Raw genomic sequence first — 17,509 nt, forward strand, 5'->3', positions numbered from 1 at the left:
GCCTGCAGGGAAAATGAAGGCCGGAAGCGCGCGGCACAGTTCACCCAGGTGCGCCAATGGGACATTCGCGTCCCAAACCATGCAGAATCGCGCCGGTCATTCGGGTTCGGCTGAAGGTTCCTGCGGCCGCATTGCGTCACCATGGGGATACTGTCACCATTTCGTCTTTCCGTTGCGGTGACTGGGGAGGCCCCCGATCTTGCGAGTTGAAGCATCATCCCCCCGTTCCTGGTTTGAAGTGAGCGGGCAACCGGACCACAAGCGGGTCGGTGCCTGGGCGGATACCATCAACGACACCTATTACCCCCTGGACCTGAAGAGTCTGGGCTCCGACTTTCGCTACGGTCGCCTTGGCATCTTCGACGTGGGACGTATCCGGGTTGCAAGTGTTCACTGTGACCCGATGCTCTGTACCAGACGCCGTACGCATACGGCCCGATCGGGCAGTGATTACTATTTCCTGCCAATTCCGCACGACGAGATGCTGGCCGTGACCCAGCGGAACGATGCCGCTGCCGAACTGTCGCCCGGAGACTTCTCCGTGATCTCGACCTATCAGACCTATACCTACGAACAGCCGACGGAGAACCGTCTGATCTCCCTGCGGATCGAGGGGGATCAGTTGCGGCAACGCATTCCGATGATCGACGATCTGCTGGGGCAGCATTTTTCCGGTCGCTTCCCGGCAGTGCGCATGTTCGTGGACATGGCGCGCTCCTTTGCCAGCAATGCCGCCGATCTCGACGCGGCGTCAGCCGGGCGGATGGCGCATAACCTGATCGACCTGCTGGCACTGTCGCTGGATGCGCCGGAGACGGCACACCTCAGCGGGGACAACTCCGTCCGCGCGGCGCATCGCAGCCGTATCTTCAATGCCATCGAGCGACGGTTCACGGACCCGCAGCTGTCGTCTGGCCAGTTCGTCGACGATCTGGGACTTTCGCTGCGGTACATCCAGAAACTGCTGGCCGAGCGCGGCGAAACCCTCTCCGACCTGATCCGTCAGCGACGGCTGGAGCAGGCACGCGCCTATCTCTCGGACCCGACCAGGGCGAGCCAGTCCGTCGCAGCCATCGGGTTCGATGTCGGCTTCCTTGATGCGGGCTATTTCAGCCGGGTCTTTCGCGCGGAGTCGGGACTGTCGCCGAGCGCCTATCGCCAGCGCCATCTCCCGTGAGAGCCGGTCAGCGCGGCGGTACGGTCTGAAGCCGTCTCTGTGTCCGGCCGGTCTACCGCCGGATCACCGTCTGCCCGGCCCAGCCCTCGCCGAAGGGGATGTTGAAGTTGAAGAGGATGTCGAGCTTGCGGATCAGCCAGCGTCCGCCCTGGCGTGCATAGTCATCCCGGTAATCGATCAGGATATGACGGCTGACCTGTCTGCCCTCTTCCACGAAAGTGCCAAGCAGGATCGCGCGCCATATGCCGGTGGCTGTTGCGCCGTCCACCTCGATCACCGGATTCATGCCGAGGTGGGCGCAGAAGGGCAGGGCTTCCGAAGCACCGTTGAAGAAGTCCCGGATTGCCTCCCGCCCCTCGTAGTGACCCAGTTCCGCGTTCGTCCAGATGCCGTCTTCCGTGAACAGTTCCGCGATCCTGTCGCCCAGCAAACCGGTATCGTTGTAGTGCCAGTAGCGGTTCTTCAACTGGATGATCTCTTCGATATCCGACATGGTCCCTGCTCCGTGTCTCAGGCTCGGTCGTGAAATTCAGTGCTCTGGATGGCCAGCGTTCCTAGCTGGGGGAGGCGCCGACGATCCGGCCCAGCAGTACGCTCTGGTGCCAGCAGACCAGCTTCCAGCCGTCATCGGACAGGTACCAGGTCAGGGTGAAGCCCATGAAACGCTGGCGAAAGCCACAGTCGCGCGGCTTGCCGCGGAAGGTGGAGAAGCCGCTGACATGCCCGGTGGTGCCGAAGACCTTCACGTTCACCTCCCGCGGGACCCACTGGAAGAACTCCCAGAGGCCCTGGCCGCCGCCGGCAGCATGGAAGTCGATGTGATCGATGATCTCGTCCTTGGTCATGCGCCAGGGATAGTCTTCGTCCAGCGTCTCCGACTCAGCGTCGAAATAGGACCAGAACCTGTCCAGATCGCCGTTGAGCGCCCTGGTCCAGTCCTCGAATACCTCGGTGAGACTTTGCGTGGTTGCCGCATGGGCCATGTGCCTGTCCTCCTGTCCGGTTGTGACAGGGAGGCTATGGCCGATTGCGCCGGGCACTTAGGAGAGAGGCGTCAGATCGCATGCAGAATCGCGGCTTCGTCTGCGGAATGGCCGCAGTCGATGCCATGAGACCATCGCCCGGCGGAAGTTGCTACTTCGCAACCCCGTGGCAGTGCTTGTACTTCTTGCCGGAGCCGCAGGGGCAGGGGGCGTTGCGGCCGACGCGGCCCCAGGTGGAGGGGTCGTCCTTGTCCAGGCCGTTGGCGCGGCGGTTGGCGACCGGTTGCGGGCCCGCGGGTGCAGCAGGGGCGGCAGGCTCGGCACCACCCAGGGCAGAGGCGTCCTCGTGCACTTCCTGCAGGGCGTCGGGGTCGGGGCCGCTGGGCGGGGCGATGGCGGCTTCCGGGTCCTGCATGCGCAGTTCCAGATTGGCCAGCGCGCCGGTCACGGTCTCCCGCATCCGGTTCAGCATCGCCTCGAACATCTCGAAGGCTTCCGACTTGTACTCGTTCAGCGGGTCGCGCTGGGCGTAGGCGCGCAGGCCGATACCCTGGCGCAGGAAATCGAGCTGCTGCAGATGCTCCTTCCACGTCTGGTCGAGAATCTGGAGCACCAGGCTCTTCTCCACCATCCGCATCACGTCCGGGGTATAGCGCGCGGCCTTTTCCGCCATGTGGCGGTCCAGGGCATCGTTCAGGCGATCGCGAATGCCTTCGTCGGCAATGCCTTCCTCCGCCGCCCATTCCCGGATCGGCAGGTCGAGCGCCAGAACGCGTTTCACCTCTTCCTCCATCCCCTCCGAGTCCCACTGCTCGGGGTAGGCGTTGGCGGGAATGTGGCGGCTGACGATGACGTCCACGGTTTCGCGGCGCATGTCGACCACGGTCTCCGACACGTCGTCGGTTTCCATCAGCTCGATGCGCTGTTCGTAGATCACCTTGCGCTGGTCGTTCATCACGTCGTCGAAGCGCAGCAGGTTCTTGCGGATGTCGTAGTTGCGCGCCTCCACCTTCTGCTGCGCCTTCTCGAGGGCCTTGTTGATCCAGGGGTGGACGATGGCCTCCCCCTCCTTCAGGCCCAGGCGACGCAGCATGCTGTCCATGCGCTCCGACCCGAAGATGCGCATCAGGTCATCGTCAAGGCTGAGGTAGAACCGCGACGTGCCGGGATCGCCCTGACGGCCGGAACGGCCCCGCAACTGGTTGTCGATGCGGCGGCTCTCGTGGCGTTCGGTGCCGAGCACGAACAGGCCCCCCGCCGCCTTCACCTTGGCGCGTTCCTCAGCGACCTCGTCGCGGATGCGTTTCGCCAGTTCCTCGCGCTTCGATTCATCGCGCAGTTCGGCCAGTTCCTGTTCCAGCCGCATGTCGAGATTGCCGCCGAGCTGGATGTCGGTGCCGCGACCGGCCATGTTGGTGGCGATGGTTACCGCGCCCAGACGCCCGGCCTGGGAGATGATCTGCGCTTCCTGCTCGTGATAGCGCGCGTTCAGCACGCTGTGCCTGATGTTGCGCTTCTTCAGCGCCTCCGACAGCAGTTCGGACTTGTCGATGGAGACGGTGCCGACCAGCACCGGCTGGCCCCGCTTCTGGCAGTCCTCCAGCGTATCGACGATGGCGGCGGTCTTCTCGGCGGCGGTGCGATAGACCTCGTCGTCCTGATCGTCGCGCTGGACCATCACGTTGGTCGGGATCTCGACCACATCCAGCTTGTAGATCTGCTGGAACTCCTCGGCCTCGGTTGCCGCCGTGCCGGTCATGCCCGACAGGGTCGGATACATGCGGAAATAGTTCTGGAAGGTGATGGAGGCGAGGGTCTGGTTCTCGGGCTGGATGGTGACGCCTTCCTTGGCCTCCAGCGCCTGATGCAGCCCCTCCGAATAGCGCCGCCCCTCCATCATGCGCCCGGTGAACTCATCAATGATGATCACCTTGTCGTTGCGCACGATGTAGTCGGTGTCGCGCTGGAATACCTTGTGCGCCCGCACGGCCTGATTGATGTGGTGGACGATGGAGATGTTCTCCATGTCGTAGAGGCTGGGGGCATGCAGCATTTCCAGCTCGGCCAGCCGGGCCTCCATATGCTCCTGGCCCTCTTCGGTCAGGGAGGCGCTGCGGGTCTTCTCGTCGACCTCGATATGTTCATCCGACAGTTCGGCGACCAGCGGATTGATGGTCGTGTAGAGGTCGGAGGAATCCTCGGCAGGGCCGGAGATGATCAGCGGCGTCCGCGCCTCGTCGACCAGGATGGAGTCGACCTCGTCGACGATGGCGAAGTTGAACGGGCGATGCACCATCTCGCCGCGTGTGAACTTCATGTTGTCGCGCAGATAGTCGAAGCCAAGCTCGTTGTTGGTGGCATAGGTGACGTCGCACAGATAGGCGGCGCGGCGTTCCAGATCGGACATGCCATGCACGATGCAGCCGACGGTCAGCCCCAGGAACTGATAGATCTCCGCCATCCAGGCACTGTCGCGCTGGGCCAGGTAGTCGTTGACGGTGACGACATGCACGCCCTTGCCTGACAGGGCGTTCAGCACGACGGGCAGCGTTGCCACCAGCGTCTTGCCCTCGCCGGTCTTCATCTCGGCGATATTGCCTTCATGCAGCACCATGCCGCCGACCATCTGGACGTCGTAGTGGCGTTGCCCCAGGGTGCGTTTCGCCGCTTCGCGCACGATGGCGAAGGTCTCGTTCATGACCGCATCCAGCGTCTTGCCGGCTGCGACCTCGGCCTTCAGTTCCGTGATCCGGGCGCGCATTTCATCGTCGCTCAGGGCCGCGATCTGCGGCTCCAGCGCGTTGATGGGTTCCACCCGTTTCAGGTACGTCTTCACCAGACGGTCGTTCGGGGTTCCGAATATCTTTCGGGCCAGGGCGCCGATCATGCGCTGGATCCTCATGCGAGAGAGTGTCCGCACGACCCCGCGCATGTGTCGCGACAGCGCGTGCGGCGGACCGGGAATTACCCGGGTGACATAGGCGGGGCGCGTGGCACTGTCAACGCGGCGCAAGTGCGCTGCCCCCTGCAGTAACCGGACAGTGCACCGGATCGTGATCCAATCGCCTTGTGACTGCGGGCCTGCATCTTTATGTGAGAGGGCTGAAACCCGCTCCAACGGACGGCGAAGCGCCGTACGGATCATCGAGAAGGAACGCATTCATGCTGATCAACCACCGTCATGGTCTGGCCCTCGTGCTCGGCCTGGCGCTCACCGCGCCTGCCGCCCTCGCCCAGACCACGACCGCGCCGACGCCCGCTGCGGAACCGACCGAGGCCGAGAAGGTGGAACAGAACCCGGTCGTGGCCCGTGTGAATGGTGAGGAGATCCGGCTGGAGGCCGTGATGTCGATGATCCAGGACCTGCCGCCGCAGTACCAGCAGGTGCCGATCTCGACGCTCTACCCGATGCTGGTGAAGCGTGCCGTCAACCACTCCCTGCTGCTTGATGCGGCGGAGGCTGCCGGCCTGCGGGGCAACGAGAAACTGGAAGCCGAGGTCGAGGAGTTTCGCCAGAACAAGATGCGCGAATATCTGCTGCTCGGTCAGCTGGAGAAGGACGTGACGGAGGAGGCCCTGCGCGCCGCCTACGCGCGCTTCCTGGTCGACAATCCCGCGACCCAGGAGATCCGCGCCCGCCACATCCTGCTGAAGACCGAGGATGAGGCCAAGGCCGTGATCGCCGAACTGCAGGGCGGTGCCGACTTTGCCGAACTCGCCAAGGCGAAGTCACAGGGACCGTCCGCACCCACCGGTGGCGACCTGGGCTTCTTCACGGCGGACAAGATGGTGAAGCCGTTCTCCGATGCCGCATATAAGATGGCGGAGCAGGAGATCAGCGCCGAGCCCGTCCAGACCCGCTTCGGCTGGCACGTGATCAAGGTCGAGGAACGCCGCGACCAGCCGCGCCCGACGTTCGAGGAAAAGCGTCAGGAACTGGAGCAGGAAATGACCGGTGAGATGATCGGCAACATCATCGCCGACCTGCGCAAGGACGCGAAGATCGAGGAGCTGAACCTCGACGGCTCCCCCCTGACCGAACCCGGCCAGCCCGCCGCACCGAAGGAATAGGCCTGACCGCAGCCCCGGACCTGTCGCCGAGTCATTTCGTCGGTGCCGGGCCGGGGCTGCAGCGTTTCAGGATGCGGTCGCGGAGCCGGCGCGGATCAGAGCTGTCATCAGGTTCTCAGCGCGATGACCCGACGTCGAAATACAGGATCTGGTCTCCTGCGTAGTACCCGAGCAAGGCGATCACCGCGAACAGCATGAAAGAGTAGATGAGCACCAAGGCAGGTGCGACTAGCCATTGCGGCATTAGCCGACCGATGGATCTGGACCAGGGTGTCATGGGGACATGTACTCTGCCAGGCGGGACAGGACCGGGTGTGTGGCACTGAGCCAAAGGGCGGCGAAGGCCATTCCGATCACGGATACCAGACTTGTCGGCAGATTACCGGTCGGTATGCGGAAGGCAAGCTGGGTGATGGTGATACCCAGTCCCTGCCACAGACCCCACCCGAGCCAGTACAATGAGGTTTCGTGCCAGAGACCCATGGCCAGCATGGCCGCAAGTACTCCGGGATAGGCTGATCAGTACGCGGTCTCCTGACGTCAGACCGTATCCGTCGAAGATGCCGCAACAGGTCTCGATCATGGACATCAACTGACGACAGGACCTTGATCCGTCCCGAACGGCCAGGAAGTCGCCCCGGCCCTTGCGCTCCAGCTGGAGCCAGAGTTTCCGCAGGTCGTTGCTCACTCGTCCTCGCCCCGGGAAATGGCCAGGGCACCCGATCCGCCCCTGATCGTGCGAGCCGGTGAACCGGCGGCGATGCTGCCCGCCGGCAAGGCGCGGCGGACAATCGCGCCGGCCGCGATGACACAGTTGTCGCCTATCCGGACGTTCGGCAGGATCACTGCGCCGGCGCCGATGATCACGTCCTGCCCGACATGGACATTGCCCGCCAGCACGGCACCCGGGCCGATGCTCGTGTATTCGCCGATGATGCAGTGATGACCGACAGACGCTGAGCGGTTGATCAGCACACCCTCGCCGACCAGGGTCACAGCTCCAATGACGGCACCAGCATTGATGTAGCACCCCGGATAGATGCGCGTGGTGCTGGCGACAATCGCCGAAGGATCGATCAGGGCATCAGCAAGCGTCAGGCCCATGGCCAGGGCAGATTGGGTCAGCGCGCGCCTGCGGCTCGGGGCGAAGGCGCAGGGTATGAACCTGTCGCCGTGTTCTTCCGCCAGATAGTCGTCCCTGGAAATGACACGGTCCCGGCGTGTCACCCGTGATGGCCCGCCGGTGTTCACTGCCGCACGGATTGTCAGTCCGGCGCGCAGACAGCTTTCTTCCAGCTCGACAACGATCGGAGATCTGACGCCAAAGAGAATCACAGGCTGCCCCTCAACAGACTGACTATGGTCGATGCAACCTCGGCCAAGTCGGCTTTCCCCAGATGATTCCTGCGTTCAACGCCGTTCATTGTCGAACGGGCTTCGTCCCGGAGCCAGTGACTGTAGGGTCCGGCAGGCGACCGTACAAACGACCTGACGCTGTCGCGTTGCTGTTCCTGCCCGATTTTCTGCCATCTTCGCAAGTCGCGATCAATCTTCAAGGAAACGGAATTCCAGATTCGCTTTCGGTCTTCGGGCGCGCCACTCAAACCCCCTCTGGTCCGATCGGTCAGCAGATCGCCTGTTCATTTCCGGAAACGGGGGTCACACCGTCGGGGCCGGGCCGGGGCTGAAGCGTTTCAGGATGCGGTCGCGAAGCTGGTCGCGGACCTGGCGCCAGGATTCCAGGCGGCGTTCGCGGCTGCCTTCGGTCAGGGACGGGTCCATGGTGGGCCAGTATTCCACGTCGCAGGCCATGGTGCGGGTCAGCTCGATGGCCTTGTGCTGTGCCTCCGGCGAGAGCGTGATGATGACGTCGAACGAGGAGTCCTCCAGGTCGTCGAAGCTCTTTGAATTGTGCCGGCTGACGTCGATCCCGAGTTCGTCCATGACGGTGATCGAGAAGCCGTCCACATCGCGGGACCGGACCCCGCAGGAATCCACATAGACCGCGTGACCCAGCAGCTGTTTCATCAGCCCCTCCGCCATCGGGGACCGGACACTGTTCTCGGTGCAGCAGAACAGCACAGCACCGGGAAGGTCACGTGGCATGTGCTCAGGCCCTGATGTGCAGTACGCAGATCAGCGTGAACAGCCGCCGTGCCGTGTCGAAATCCATGTCGATCTTGCCATCCAGCCGCTCCTGCAGGACTTCGGAGCCTTCGTTGTGGATGCCGCGTCGTCCCATGTCGATGGCCTCGATCTGGGAAGGGGTCGAGGTCTTGATGGCGCTGAAGTAGCTCTCGCAGACCTTGAAGTAGTCCCGCACGATCCGCCGGAACGGTGACAGGGCCAGCACGATGCGGCCCTGCGGTGTGTGATCCTGCCCGCGGATGTCGATGACAAGACGGTTGTCCTCGATCAGCAGATGCACCGCGAAGGGACCGCTGAATTCATCCCCCAAAGGCTTGAAGTTGTTGGCCTCGATCAGGTCGAAGATCGCCACGCGCCGTTCGTGGTCCACATCCGGACCCCAGCTCTTGATGGAGCTGTCATCCAGCGTGATCTCGACAATCCTGTCCGCGTGGTCGGCCATGCTTTCACCCGTTGTTTCGGATGCGGACGGACAGCGCATGGGCGGTCAGCCCCTCCGCGTCCGCCAGCGTTGCGGCTGCGGGGCCGATCCGGCGCAGGCTGTCGGCATCACAGCCCACGAAGGTGGTGCGCTTCATGAAGTCCAGCAGGTTGAGGCCGGAGGAAAAACGGGCACTGCGCGCGGTGGGCAGGACATGGTTCGGCCCGGCCACATAGTCGCCAATGGCCTCCGGCGTATAGCGGCCCAGGAAGATTGCACCGGCATTGCGAACCCGGGCCATCAGGGCCTCCGGGTCGCTGACGGCCAGTTCCAGGTGCTCCGGTGCCAGGCGGTCCACCAGGGCAGGGGCGTCATCCAGGTCGCCGACCAGAATGATCGCGCCGTGACTCTCCCAGCTCTGCCGCGCCATGCCGGAGCGGTCGAGGGACTGCAGATGGCTCTCGACCGCTTCCGCCACCCGATCCGCGAACAGGGGATCGTTGGTGATCAGGATCGCCTGGGCCGAGACATCATGTTCCGACTGGGACAGCAGGTCGGCGGCGATCCAGGCCGGATCATTTTCCCCGTCAGCGACGACGAGGATCTCTGACGGTCCCGCGATCATGTCGATGCCGACCTGCCCGAAGACCCGACGCTTGGCAGCCGCGACCCAGGCATTGCCGGGGCCGACGATCTTGTCGACCGGGGCTATGCTGGGGGTGCCATAGGCCAGTGCCGCGACGGCCTGCGCGCCGCCGAGACGGTAGATCTCGCTGACACCCGCGCGGCGCGCGGCGGCGATCACCAGCGGGTTGATGACACCGTCCGGTGTCGGCACCACCATGGCCACCCGCTCCACCCCCGCGACCCGCGCCGGGATGGCGTTCATCAGCACGGAGGAGGGATAGGAGGCGGTGCCGCCGGGGACATAGAGCCCGACCGCACCGATCGCGGTCCAGCGCGCGCCGAGCACGACACCCTCCTCGTCGGTGAAACGGTCATCGGCGGGGCGCTGGCGGGCGTGAAACGCTTCGATACGGCCTGCGGCGATGTCCAGCGCGGCCAGTGTCTCCGGCGCGCATTGCCCTTCCGCAGCGGCGATCTCTTCGTCCGTGAAACGAAGGTCCTCGGGACTGGTCAGATCCATCCGGTCAAAGCGGCGGGTATATTCGATCAGGGCCGCGTCGCCATCCCGCCTGACCGTGGCGATGATGTCCGTGACGGTGGCGTCGACATCCTCCGATGTCTCCCGCTTGTCATTCAGCAGCGCCTCGAAGTCGGCGTCGAAGGATGGCGCGGAACGATCAAGCCGCTTCAGCATCGACCGCCCTCCGGAACTGCTCGATCCAGCCCTGAATCTCCACGGGCCGGGTCTTCAGCGCGGTACGGTTGACGATCAGGCGGCTGGTGATGTCGGCAATGTGCTCCACTTCCACCAGCCCGTTGGCCTTCAGCGTGGAACCGGTGGAGACCAGATCGACGATGCGGCGGCACAGGCCCAGTGTCGGCGCCAGTTCCATGGCACCATTCAGCTTGATGCACTCTGCCTGCACACCACGCTTGGCGAAGTGGGTGGCGGTGATGTGCGGGTACTTGGTCGCAACACGGACGTGCGACCAGCGGGACGGGTCGTCGGTGCGTGACAGTTCGGCCGGTTCGGCCACGGCCAGGCGGCAGAAGCCGATGCCCAGGTCCAGCGGCGCGTAGATGTCCGAATAGTCGAATTCCATCAGCACGTCATGACCGGCAATGCCGAGCTGCGCCGCGCCGAAGGCGACGAAGGTGGCCACGTCGAAGGACCGGACCCGGATGATCTCCACCCCCGGATGGTTGGTGGCAAACCGCAGCTGGCGCGACTTCGGATCATCGAAGGCAGCCTCCGGCTCGATCCCCGCAGCGCGGACAAGCGGCATGGCTTCCTTGAGAATGCGGCCCTTCGGCAGGGCGATGACAAGCGGTTCGGTCGTGGTCATGGGGTTCAGCTTTCGCTGTTGTGCTGCTCCGGATCGTCCAGCCCGTGGTCGGGCTGGTTGGGCGTATACCAAGGCCGCCCCATATCGTCCATCAGCACGTCGATGCAGTCCACGTCCAGCAGCATGGTCATTCCACCGGCAAAGTTCAGGGTCAGTTCCGCAGCTGGGGCGTCGAGCGGCCTCTGGCTGATGGAAAGCAGTTCCAGCACCGTCTCCCCCTCCAGCGTTGCCATGCCCTGCGTCCTCACCCGGATCACGTCGTTGATCTGCACACCGGCACGGATGCGGCTGCCGCCCATGCCGTCCAGCCGCTCATCCTCCCAGCGGAACCGGTTGCCGACGAAGGCCAGCCGCCGCCGCGCCTTCTGCAGGGCGAGATCGGCGCGCTTCACGGTCATGCTGACCAGTGCGGCGCTCAATATCTCCAGATCATCTGCATTGACTGCGTGAAGATGCAGCCGTGGCAGCGGTTCGCCCTGACCCCCTCGCTCCATCGACTATTCCCTGACCCTCTCCACATCCGCGCCACAGGCCACCAGCTTGGCCTCCAGCCGTTCGTATCCCCGGTCCAGATGATAGACGCGATTGACGACGGTTTCACCTTCTGCGGCCAGACCGGCCAGCACCAGCGAGACAGAGGCGCGCAGATCGGTCGCCATGACCGGCGCACCCTTCAGCCCCGGCACCCCCCGGACGAGGGCGGAGCCGCCGTGAACCGTGATGTTCGCGCCCATGCGACCAAGCTCCGGCACATGCATGAAACGGTTCTCGAAGATCGTTTCCGTGATCATCGCCGCGCCGTGACTGACCGACATCAGCGCCATGATCTGCGCCTGCATGTCTGTCGGGAAGCCGGGATAGGGCTGGGTCATGACGTCGACGCCCAGGATACCGGCCCCGTTGCGGCGGACCCGGATTCCCTCCGGCAGGTCGTCGATGGTGGCCCCGGCGCGGGAGATCGGTTCCATGATGGCCTCGACGATCTCGGGATCAGCCCCGGCCAGCAGGATATCGCCCCCCGTGATGGCCGCAGCCACCGCAAAGGTGCCGGTCTCGATCCGGTCCGGCAGCACCCGGTGCGCAGCGCCGTGCAGCCGGTCCTTGCCATGAACGGTCAGGCGGTCGGTGCCGCGTCCCTCGATCTCCGCGCCCATGGCGACCAGCAGGTCGATCAGGTCGGCGATCTCCGGCTCCCGTGCCGCATTCTCCAGCACCGTGGTGCCGTCGGCCAGCACAGCGGCGGTCAGCAGGTTCTCCGTCGCGCCGACGGAGACATTCGACATGGTGATGCGCGCGCCCCGCAGCCCTTGCGGCGCGCGGGCCTTCATGTAGCCGCCCTCGATCTCGATCTCGGCACCCATGGCGACCAGGCCGTCGATGTGGATGTTCACGGGTCGGGTGCCGATGGCGCAGCCGCCGGGCAGGGACACCGTCGCCTGACGCTCCCGTGCCAGCAGGGGGCCGAGCACCAGCACGCTCGCACGCATCTTGCGCACGATGTCATAGGGGGCGGTGGTGCTGGTGATGTCGGGCGTATGCAGGTGCCAGGTGCCGCCGTCCCTGTCCTCGGCAATGGTCCCGTGTCCGCGCAGCAGGGCGGCCATGGTCGCGATGTCCATCAGGTCGGGGACATTGGTCAGCGTGACGGGTTCATCGGTCAGCAGGGTCGCGACCATCAGCGGCAGGGCGGCGTTCTTGGCTCCACTGATGGCAATGGTCCCGTTCAGCGGCTTGCCGCCCCGAATGACAATGCTGTCCATGTCGTTCCTGTCTGTCTGATCACGATTCGGGGTGGTTGCGATTCACCCTGCAGCCTGAAGTCCCGCACAAATCAGGCGATTCCGCGGCAGGTCAATGCTTTTCAGTGCTTTTCGGTGTTCTTGATGGCTCCCGCCGGGCGCTCACCTGTCTTGCGCGGCGCGCGGCGGCGTTTCAGGTTCTCCCGCAGCCGTGCGGCCAGCCGTGCCTGCTTCTCCGCCTCGGCGGCAGCCTTGCCAGCCCGCCGGTCCTTGTCCTCGCCATCACCTGTGGCCATTGCCCGTCTCTCCGCTCAGGGTCGTGTGGTTCTAGGCGGCGGTGCGATGTGCCGCAAGCTTGACGATGCCGCACCGGCTGTGCCCGATTGAGGGCGTATCGACCGGGAGAGTGGCTGATGACGACTGCGGCGGAGATCAGGCGGATGCTGGACATGCAACCGCATCCGGAAGGGGGCTGGTTCGCGGAGATCCATCGCGCGCCGGAGCAACTGGCCGCCGAGGCGCTGCCCGCAGGCTACGACGGCCCCCGATCCGTCTCGACCGCGATCTATTACATGCTGGAGGCGGCGGCGATCTCCACCCTGCACCGGCTGCGCTCCGACGAGATCTTCCACTTCTATCTGGGCGACCCGGTGGAGCAGCTCTGGCTGATGCCGGACGGCGGCCACCGGCTTGTCACCATCGGCAACGATCTGGCGGCGGGCCAGCGCCCTCAGGTGGTGGTGCCGCGCAACGTGTGGCAGGGTGCACGTGTGCGGGGCGGGCAGGGGTTTGCCCTGCTGGGCACGACGGTAGCCCCCGGTTTCGACTTCGCGGATTTCGAGATCGGTCAGCGCGACGCGCTGCTGGCAGGCTGGCCGGACGCCGCGCCCCTGATCCGCGATCTGACACACTGAACGGGAGAGCTTCCAATGGCGACGAAACTGACAGAAAGCGAACGTGGTGAAGCCCTGGCCAGCATCAGCGACTGGTCGCTGGTGGACGGGCGTGATGCCATCACCCGCACGTTCCAGTTCAAGGACTTCAACGCCGCCTTCGGCTTCATGAGCCGCGTGGCCCTGAAGGCGGAGAAGATGGATCACCATCCGGAATGGTTCAACGTCTACAACAAGGTGGAAGTCACGCTCTCCACCCATGATGCCGGTGGCCTGACCGAACTGGACATCAAGCTGGCCCGGTTCATGGACAAGGCTGCCGTCTAGTGACGCCAGCCTGAAGGTTTGACATTCAACCCTGCGCCAATGCTCGGTCGTTCATATCCTCATCTCTGATGAGGCTGTCATTCCTGAATATTCGCCGTCAAACACGCCTACCGCGCCAGTTTTCTCCACAAAATCAAATCAATATTCAATTGAGTGTGGTGCATGAGAAAGTTGTCAACAAAAATTACATTGTCAGCGAAAAAAGGCCACTCCAATCGCCCACGAAAACATAGTAGGTAATATTAAAAATGAAATCATATTCAAAGCAATTATTATCGAAAATATGATACGAGATCTACGCAATGGATCATCTTTTTTCTGTTTGACGGCTACAAAAAGACATGTCGATTTGATGTGATATAGTTCTCAAATACTCCTTAGTTCTAAAAAAATCTGAGATTTCTCAATTTTCTTTGTCAGAAAGACAGAAATAAGAACATATATCATTTGAACCAGAAACCAGAGCCATTCTGGCGCACCATTCATTTCTCGAAATTTTTTGCTCTCCTGGTTTAGTGCCAAGAAAAAATAATAAGCATCAGACAAATTTCAAATAATATAAAATTGTGAATAATTTAATATTTTATTATCATTATTTTCATGCATATTGGTTGAGAGCCAGTCAAGCATTTAATGATAATTTCAACCATGAATACGCATCGTTTCTGTCAATGTAAAATGCAAGTCAATGGAATTAGTCTGCCCTACCTGTTCAAAATATTAAGCCTACCTGTTCATGGGCATCACTGTCGATCAGCCTCGTCTGATCTCCGCGCTGATTGCGATGCCGATGCCGGACAGGATGAGGATGCCCGCGCCGAACGCCGCCATGGAAACCGCCTCGCCCAGATAGAGCCAGCCGAGCAACGCGCCCAGCACCGGTTCCCCCAGCAGGCAGATGGCGACGAAGGCCGGGGGCAGGGTGGCGAGGGTCCAGTTGTAGCTGGTGTGGCCGATCACCTGGCTGACCAGACCCAGCGCCAGCAGCGCGGTCCAGGTCGGCCAGCCGTAGCCGGTGACCTCCACGTCGAGGGCGCCTACGGCAGCGCCCAGCAGCAGGGCTGCGGTGCCATAGCAGAGCGTGGCATAGGACGAAGTCTGCAGCACGGCGCGCGCCCGCCGCCCGCTGATCAGGTAGAGCGCCATGAACAGTCCGCCCGCCACCGCCAGCAGCAGGCCGGCCGGATCCCCGTCGAGACGCTGCACGCCGTCGAGGGCAAGCACCAGGGTTCCCGTCAGGCAGAGTGCGATGGCCAGCAGCAGGCGCCGGTTCGGCATGCCCCGCCCTGTCGCCACGTCGATCAGGGCAACCCAGACAGGGGTCAGGCTGACCAGGATCGTCGATTCCGCAATCGAGATCCGCTCCAGCGAGGTGATCCAGCTTGCGAAATGCAGGGCGAGGAACAGCCCGCCGAGCAGGGACGCGACGACAGCGCGGCGCATCGCGCCAGCGGGCAGTTCGGCGCGGGCGGACAGGGCAAGCAGGCCAAACGGCGCCATCACGGCGGTCGCGATGGCGACCCGGGCGAGCGCGATGAGCAGCGCCGGAGCGTCCCCCGCCAGCCGGATGAAGATCACGCCATGGCTGACCGCAAACAGGCCGACCAGAGCGACGATCAGCGCTGTCCTGCGGTTCAGCGACATGGCCCGTGTCGTTCGGGTCAGCCCTTCTGCGGCATCAGTTCATAGGGGCCGACCCAGCCCTTCATGCCCTGCACCTGCTCCGTCCAGCGCCTGATGTTGGGGAAGTCCGGCCAGCCGGTCATGTGGAATTCGTCCGGGTAGTAGAGGTACCCGAGCAGGGAGAAGTCGGCGATGGTCATGCGGTCGCCCAGCAGGAATTCGTTCTGTGCCAGCCGCCGTTCCACCACCTTCAGCGCCTGCATCATCCGGCCCTTCAGGAATTCGTGCACCGCCGGGTCACCGACCTTGGCCAGCACGGCCATGAAGCGGTAGGTGGCGATGTTGGAGGTGAACTTGTGGTTGTCGAACAGCATCCAGCGCAGGATCTCGCGTTCCTCGTCCTTGTTCTGCGGGCCGAACTGGCCGATCTGTTCCGCCAGATAGTTCAGGATCACGCCGGACTGGCTGAGCGCGACATCGCCGTGCCGCAGCACGGGAACCTCTCCCATTTCGTTGATGGCGAGATACTCGGGCGAGCGGTGCTCCCCGTTGAAGAAATCGACGAAGCGCGGCTGCCAGTCCGCGCCGGACATGTTCAGCATCAGTGCCGCCTTGTAGGCATTGCCCGACTGCGCGAAGCAGAACAGTTCGAATTCGGCCATCTCCGGTCTCTCCTCATGAATTTGCTCCCTCACAGGATGGTGCACCCCACTGAAACGTCAATCGCAGGCAGTAGGCGTTGCCGACCAAGGGGGGCTGGCACTATGATTGTCGGCGAGGGGCGATCTGCAGGACGGGAACACTGCAAAATGAAGGTGACAACGGCGACCTATGGCGACGCGATTGTCGTCCGGGCTGAGGGCAGGATTGATCAGTCGTCAGCCGGCGATTTCCAGAAGGAACTCTCCGGGCTGGTGGATGCGGCGGTCGGAACCGAGAAGCAGATCGTGGTCGATCTGTCTAAGGTCGATTACATCTCCAGTGTTGGTCTCCGGGCGCTGATGGTGGCCAACAAGCAGGCCAAGCCGAAGGGTGTGACGATCCGCATTGCCTCCATGCAGGAGGTGGTGAAGGAGGTCTTCACGATCAGTCACTTCGACAAGGTCTTCCCGACGTTCGACGAAATGCCGAAGGCGCTGCAGGCGGTGTCGGCACTGGCCGCAGCGGCGTACACGGACGAGGACTGAAGCACCATGCGGATCCGTTTCTGGGGGACTCGCGGTTCCATTCCGACCTCGATGAATGCGGATCACCTGCGGGAGAAGATCGGTGCAGCGGTCAAGGCGGTGATCGAGGCCGGGGGTGACCCGGACAGCGCCATCGATGCCCTGCCCTTCAACATGCGCGGGACCTATGGCGGCGAGAGCTCCTGCGTCCAGATCGAGACCGGGGGCGACGAATATGTCGTCTGCGACATGGGGTCGGGTGCGCGCAGGCTTGCGCTGCATGCGCTGGGCAAGCACGGGCCGGGCGCGCCGCAGGTCTACAACATCTTCCAGAGCCATGTGCACTGGGACCACATCATGGGGTTCCCCTTCTTCATTCCCGCCTTCATTCCGGGCAACGTGATCCGCATCCATGGCTGCCACGACGTGCTGGAGATGGCCTACCGCCGCCAGCAGGACAATCCGAGCTTTCCCGTGCCGTTCGATTTTCTCGGTGCGACCATCGAGTTCGTGCCGCTCGAACCGGACCAGACCTACGAGATCGCGGGCATGACGGTGACGCCGTTCCGCCAGTTGCACGCCGGAGACTCCTATGGCTACCGGTTCGAGAAGGACGGCAAGGTTGCGGTCTATTCGACGGACTCGGAGCACAAGCTGGAGGATCAGGAGGAGACGGACTACTTCATCCGCTACTTCCGGGATGCCGACGCCGTGGTCTTCGATTCCATGTATTCCCTCGCCGACGCAACCTCGCTGAAGGAGGACTGGGGCCATTCCTCCAACATGGTCGGGGTCGAACTCTGTCAGATGGCGGGTGTGAAGATGCTGTGCATGTTCCATCATGAACCGGTCTACAGCGACGCGCAGATCGATCAGGTGCTGGCCGAGACCCGGCGGTTCGAGGAGATCTCGCGTGGTGACGGCCCGCCGCTGACCGTCATTGCCTCCTATGACGGGCTAGAAATCGACCTTTGAAAGGCGGACCGGG

Annotated in this window: 19 protein-coding genes; 6 read left to right on the plus strand and 13 right to left on the minus strand. The window is 63.3% G+C overall.

The annotated features are described in order from the left end of the window. Positions 1-199 precede the first annotated feature (199 nt). Positions 200-1,177, plus strand: coding sequence for a helix-turn-helix domain-containing protein (locus QGV55_RS03310; protein ID WP_281018286.1), 978 nt, complete (start codon positions 200-202; stop codon positions 1,175-1,177). 52 nt (positions 1,178-1,229) lie between these two features. Here QGV55_RS03310 and QGV55_RS03315 read toward each other — a convergent pair whose 3' ends face one another. The 3 genes from QGV55_RS03315 to secA all read right to left on the minus strand — a co-directional run bounded on the left by QGV55_RS03315 (position 1,230) and on the right by secA (position 5,047). Next, positions 1,230-1,670, minus strand: a complete 441-nt coding sequence (locus QGV55_RS03315; protein WP_281018285.1) for a nuclear transport factor 2 family protein — start codon at positions 1,668-1,670, stop codon at positions 1,230-1,232. A gap of 61 nt (positions 1,671-1,731) precedes the next feature. After that, the gene (locus tag QGV55_RS03320) at positions 1,732-2,160 is read right to left on the minus strand and encodes a nuclear transport factor 2 family protein (protein WP_281018284.1); all 429 of its coding nucleotides are present in this window, start codon (positions 2,158-2,160) and stop codon (positions 1,732-1,734) included. A gap of 151 nt (positions 2,161-2,311) precedes the next feature. Further along, positions 2,312-5,047, minus strand: a complete 2,736-nt coding sequence (gene secA, locus QGV55_RS03325; RefSeq protein ID WP_348637655.1) for a preprotein translocase subunit SecA — start codon at positions 5,045-5,047, stop codon at positions 2,312-2,314. 275 nt (positions 5,048-5,322) lie between these two features. Here secA and QGV55_RS03330 point away from each other — a divergent pair, with 275 nt between their 5' ends. Beyond that, a complete protein-coding gene (locus QGV55_RS03330) occupies positions 5,323-6,231 on the plus strand; it encodes a peptidylprolyl isomerase (RefSeq protein WP_281018282.1) in 909 nt (302 codons plus the stop codon). Between the two features lie 684 nt (positions 6,232-6,915). Here the strand turns inward: QGV55_RS03330 and QGV55_RS03335 are convergent. From QGV55_RS03335 to QGV55_RS03370, 8 genes are all read right to left on the minus strand, one after another. After that, entirely contained in the window at positions 6,916-7,566 is a 651-nt protein-coding gene (locus QGV55_RS03335) for an acetyltransferase (protein ID WP_281018279.1), read from the minus strand. 324 nt (positions 7,567-7,890) lie between these two features. Further along, positions 7,891-8,337, minus strand: a complete 447-nt coding sequence (locus QGV55_RS03340; protein WP_281018278.1) for an arsenate reductase ArsC — start codon at positions 8,335-8,337, stop codon at positions 7,891-7,893. Positions 8,338-8,341: 4 nt separating this feature from the next. Beyond that, positions 8,342-8,821 (minus strand): UPF0262 family protein, encoded by a 480-nt coding sequence (locus QGV55_RS03345; RefSeq protein WP_281018277.1) that lies wholly within the window; start codon positions 8,819-8,821, stop codon positions 8,342-8,344. 4 nt (positions 8,822-8,825) lie between these two features. After that, entirely contained in the window at positions 8,826-10,121 is a 1,296-nt protein-coding gene (hisD, locus tag QGV55_RS03350) for a histidinol dehydrogenase (protein ID WP_281018276.1), read from the minus strand. After that, positions 10,105-10,773, minus strand: coding sequence for an ATP phosphoribosyltransferase (gene hisG / locus QGV55_RS03355; protein WP_281018275.1), 669 nt, complete (start codon positions 10,771-10,773; stop codon positions 10,105-10,107). Before hisG ends, hisD begins: the two co-directional genes overlap by 17 nt. A 5-nt stretch (positions 10,774-10,778) precedes the next feature. Beyond that, complete coding sequence (locus QGV55_RS03360; RefSeq protein ID WP_281018274.1) at positions 10,779-11,267, minus strand: DUF2948 family protein; 489 nt, start codon at positions 11,265-11,267, stop codon at positions 10,779-10,781. A 3-nt stretch (positions 11,268-11,270) separates the two neighbouring features. Continuing rightward, a complete protein-coding gene (gene murA / locus QGV55_RS03365) occupies positions 11,271-12,533 on the minus strand; it encodes a UDP-N-acetylglucosamine 1-carboxyvinyltransferase (protein WP_281018273.1) in 1,263 nt (420 codons plus the stop codon). Between the two features lie 101 nt (positions 12,534-12,634). Next, positions 12,635-12,808 (minus strand): hypothetical protein, encoded by a 174-nt coding sequence (locus tag QGV55_RS03370; RefSeq protein WP_281018272.1) that lies wholly within the window; start codon positions 12,806-12,808, stop codon positions 12,635-12,637. Between the two features lie 117 nt (positions 12,809-12,925). Between QGV55_RS03370 and QGV55_RS03375 the strand changes: the two genes are divergently transcribed. Further along, entirely contained in the window at positions 12,926-13,426 is a 501-nt protein-coding gene (locus tag QGV55_RS03375; protein ID WP_281018271.1) for a cupin domain-containing protein, read from the plus strand. A 15-nt stretch (positions 13,427-13,441) separates the two neighbouring features. Continuing rightward, the gene (locus QGV55_RS03380; protein WP_281018270.1) at positions 13,442-13,732 is read left to right on the plus strand and encodes a 4a-hydroxytetrahydrobiopterin dehydratase; all 291 of its coding nucleotides are present in this window, start codon (positions 13,442-13,444) and stop codon (positions 13,730-13,732) included. A 753-nt stretch (positions 13,733-14,485) separates the two neighbouring features. On the opposite strand, the gene QGV55_RS03385 is transcribed toward QGV55_RS03380, so the two are convergent. Beyond that, positions 14,486-15,376, minus strand: coding sequence for a DMT family transporter (locus QGV55_RS03385; RefSeq protein WP_281018269.1), 891 nt, complete (start codon positions 15,374-15,376; stop codon positions 14,486-14,488). Between the two features lie 17 nt (positions 15,377-15,393). Next, positions 15,394-16,017 (minus strand): glutathione S-transferase, encoded by a 624-nt coding sequence (locus tag QGV55_RS03390; protein WP_281018268.1) that lies wholly within the window; start codon positions 16,015-16,017, stop codon positions 15,394-15,396. 147 nt (positions 16,018-16,164) lie between these two features. Here QGV55_RS03390 and QGV55_RS03395 point away from each other — a divergent pair, with 147 nt between their 5' ends. Both QGV55_RS03395 and QGV55_RS03400 read left to right on the plus strand, forming a co-directional pair. Further along, a complete protein-coding gene (locus QGV55_RS03395; protein ID WP_281018267.1) occupies positions 16,165-16,542 on the plus strand; it encodes an STAS domain-containing protein in 378 nt (125 codons plus the stop codon). 6 nt (positions 16,543-16,548) lie between these two features. Further along, positions 16,549-17,496: an MBL fold metallo-hydrolase gene (locus QGV55_RS03400; protein WP_281018266.1), complete on the plus strand. Its 948-nt coding sequence runs from the start codon at positions 16,549-16,551 to the stop codon at positions 17,494-17,496. The last annotated feature ends 13 nt before the right edge of the window (positions 17,497-17,509 follow it).

Source organism: Minwuia sp. IMCC3009 (genome assembly GCF_029909415.1).
GTDB lineage: Bacteria > Pseudomonadota > Alphaproteobacteria > Minwuiales > Minwuiaceae > Minwuia.

Excerpts from the sequence above, each read along its gene's own strand:
- QGV55_RS03380 (WP_281018270.1), top strand. The coding sequence starts at position 13,442 with ATGGCGACGAAACTGACAGAAAGCGAACGTGGTGAAGCCCTGGCCAGC.
- QGV55_RS03330 (WP_281018282.1), top strand. The coding sequence starts at position 5,323 with ATGCTGATCAACCACCGTCATGGTCTGGCCCTCGTGCTCGGCCTGGCG.
- secA (WP_348637655.1), bottom strand. The coding sequence starts at position 5,047 with ATGATCGGCGCCCTGGCCCGAAAGATATTCGGAACCCCGAACGACCGT.
- QGV55_RS03375 (WP_281018271.1), top strand. The coding sequence starts at position 12,926 with ATGACGACTGCGGCGGAGATCAGGCGGATGCTGGACATGCAACCGCAT.
- QGV55_RS03315 (WP_281018285.1), bottom strand. The coding sequence starts at position 1,670 with ATGTCGGATATCGAAGAGATCATCCAGTTGAAGAACCGCTACTGGCAC.
- QGV55_RS03320 (WP_281018284.1), bottom strand. The coding sequence starts at position 2,160 with ATGGCCCATGCGGCAACCACGCAAAGTCTCACCGAGGTATTCGAGGAC.
- QGV55_RS03360 (WP_281018274.1), bottom strand. The coding sequence starts at position 11,267 with ATGGAGCGAGGGGGTCAGGGCGAACCGCTGCCACGGCTGCATCTTCAC.
- hisD (WP_281018276.1), bottom strand. The coding sequence starts at position 10,121 with ATGCTGAAGCGGCTTGATCGTTCCGCGCCATCCTTCGACGCCGACTTC.
- QGV55_RS03400 (WP_281018266.1), top strand. The coding sequence starts at position 16,549 with ATGCGGATCCGTTTCTGGGGGACTCGCGGTTCCATTCCGACCTCGATG.
- QGV55_RS03395 (WP_281018267.1), top strand. The coding sequence starts at position 16,165 with ATGAAGGTGACAACGGCGACCTATGGCGACGCGATTGTCGTCCGGGCT.
- QGV55_RS03345 (WP_281018277.1), bottom strand. The coding sequence starts at position 8,821 with ATGGCCGACCACGCGGACAGGATTGTCGAGATCACGCTGGATGACAGC.
- QGV55_RS03370 (WP_281018272.1), bottom strand. The coding sequence starts at position 12,808 with ATGGCCACAGGTGATGGCGAGGACAAGGACCGGCGGGCTGGCAAGGCT.
- QGV55_RS03390 (WP_281018268.1), bottom strand. The coding sequence starts at position 16,017 with ATGGCCGAATTCGAACTGTTCTGCTTCGCGCAGTCGGGCAATGCCTAC.
- QGV55_RS03385 (WP_281018269.1), bottom strand. The coding sequence starts at position 15,376 with ATGTCGCTGAACCGCAGGACAGCGCTGATCGTCGCTCTGGTCGGCCTG.
- QGV55_RS03340 (WP_281018278.1), bottom strand. The coding sequence starts at position 8,337 with ATGCCACGTGACCTTCCCGGTGCTGTGCTGTTCTGCTGCACCGAGAAC.
- hisG (WP_281018275.1), bottom strand. The coding sequence starts at position 10,773 with ATGACCACGACCGAACCGCTTGTCATCGCCCTGCCGAAGGGCCGCATT.
- murA (WP_281018273.1), bottom strand. The coding sequence starts at position 12,533 with ATGGACAGCATTGTCATTCGGGGCGGCAAGCCGCTGAACGGGACCATT.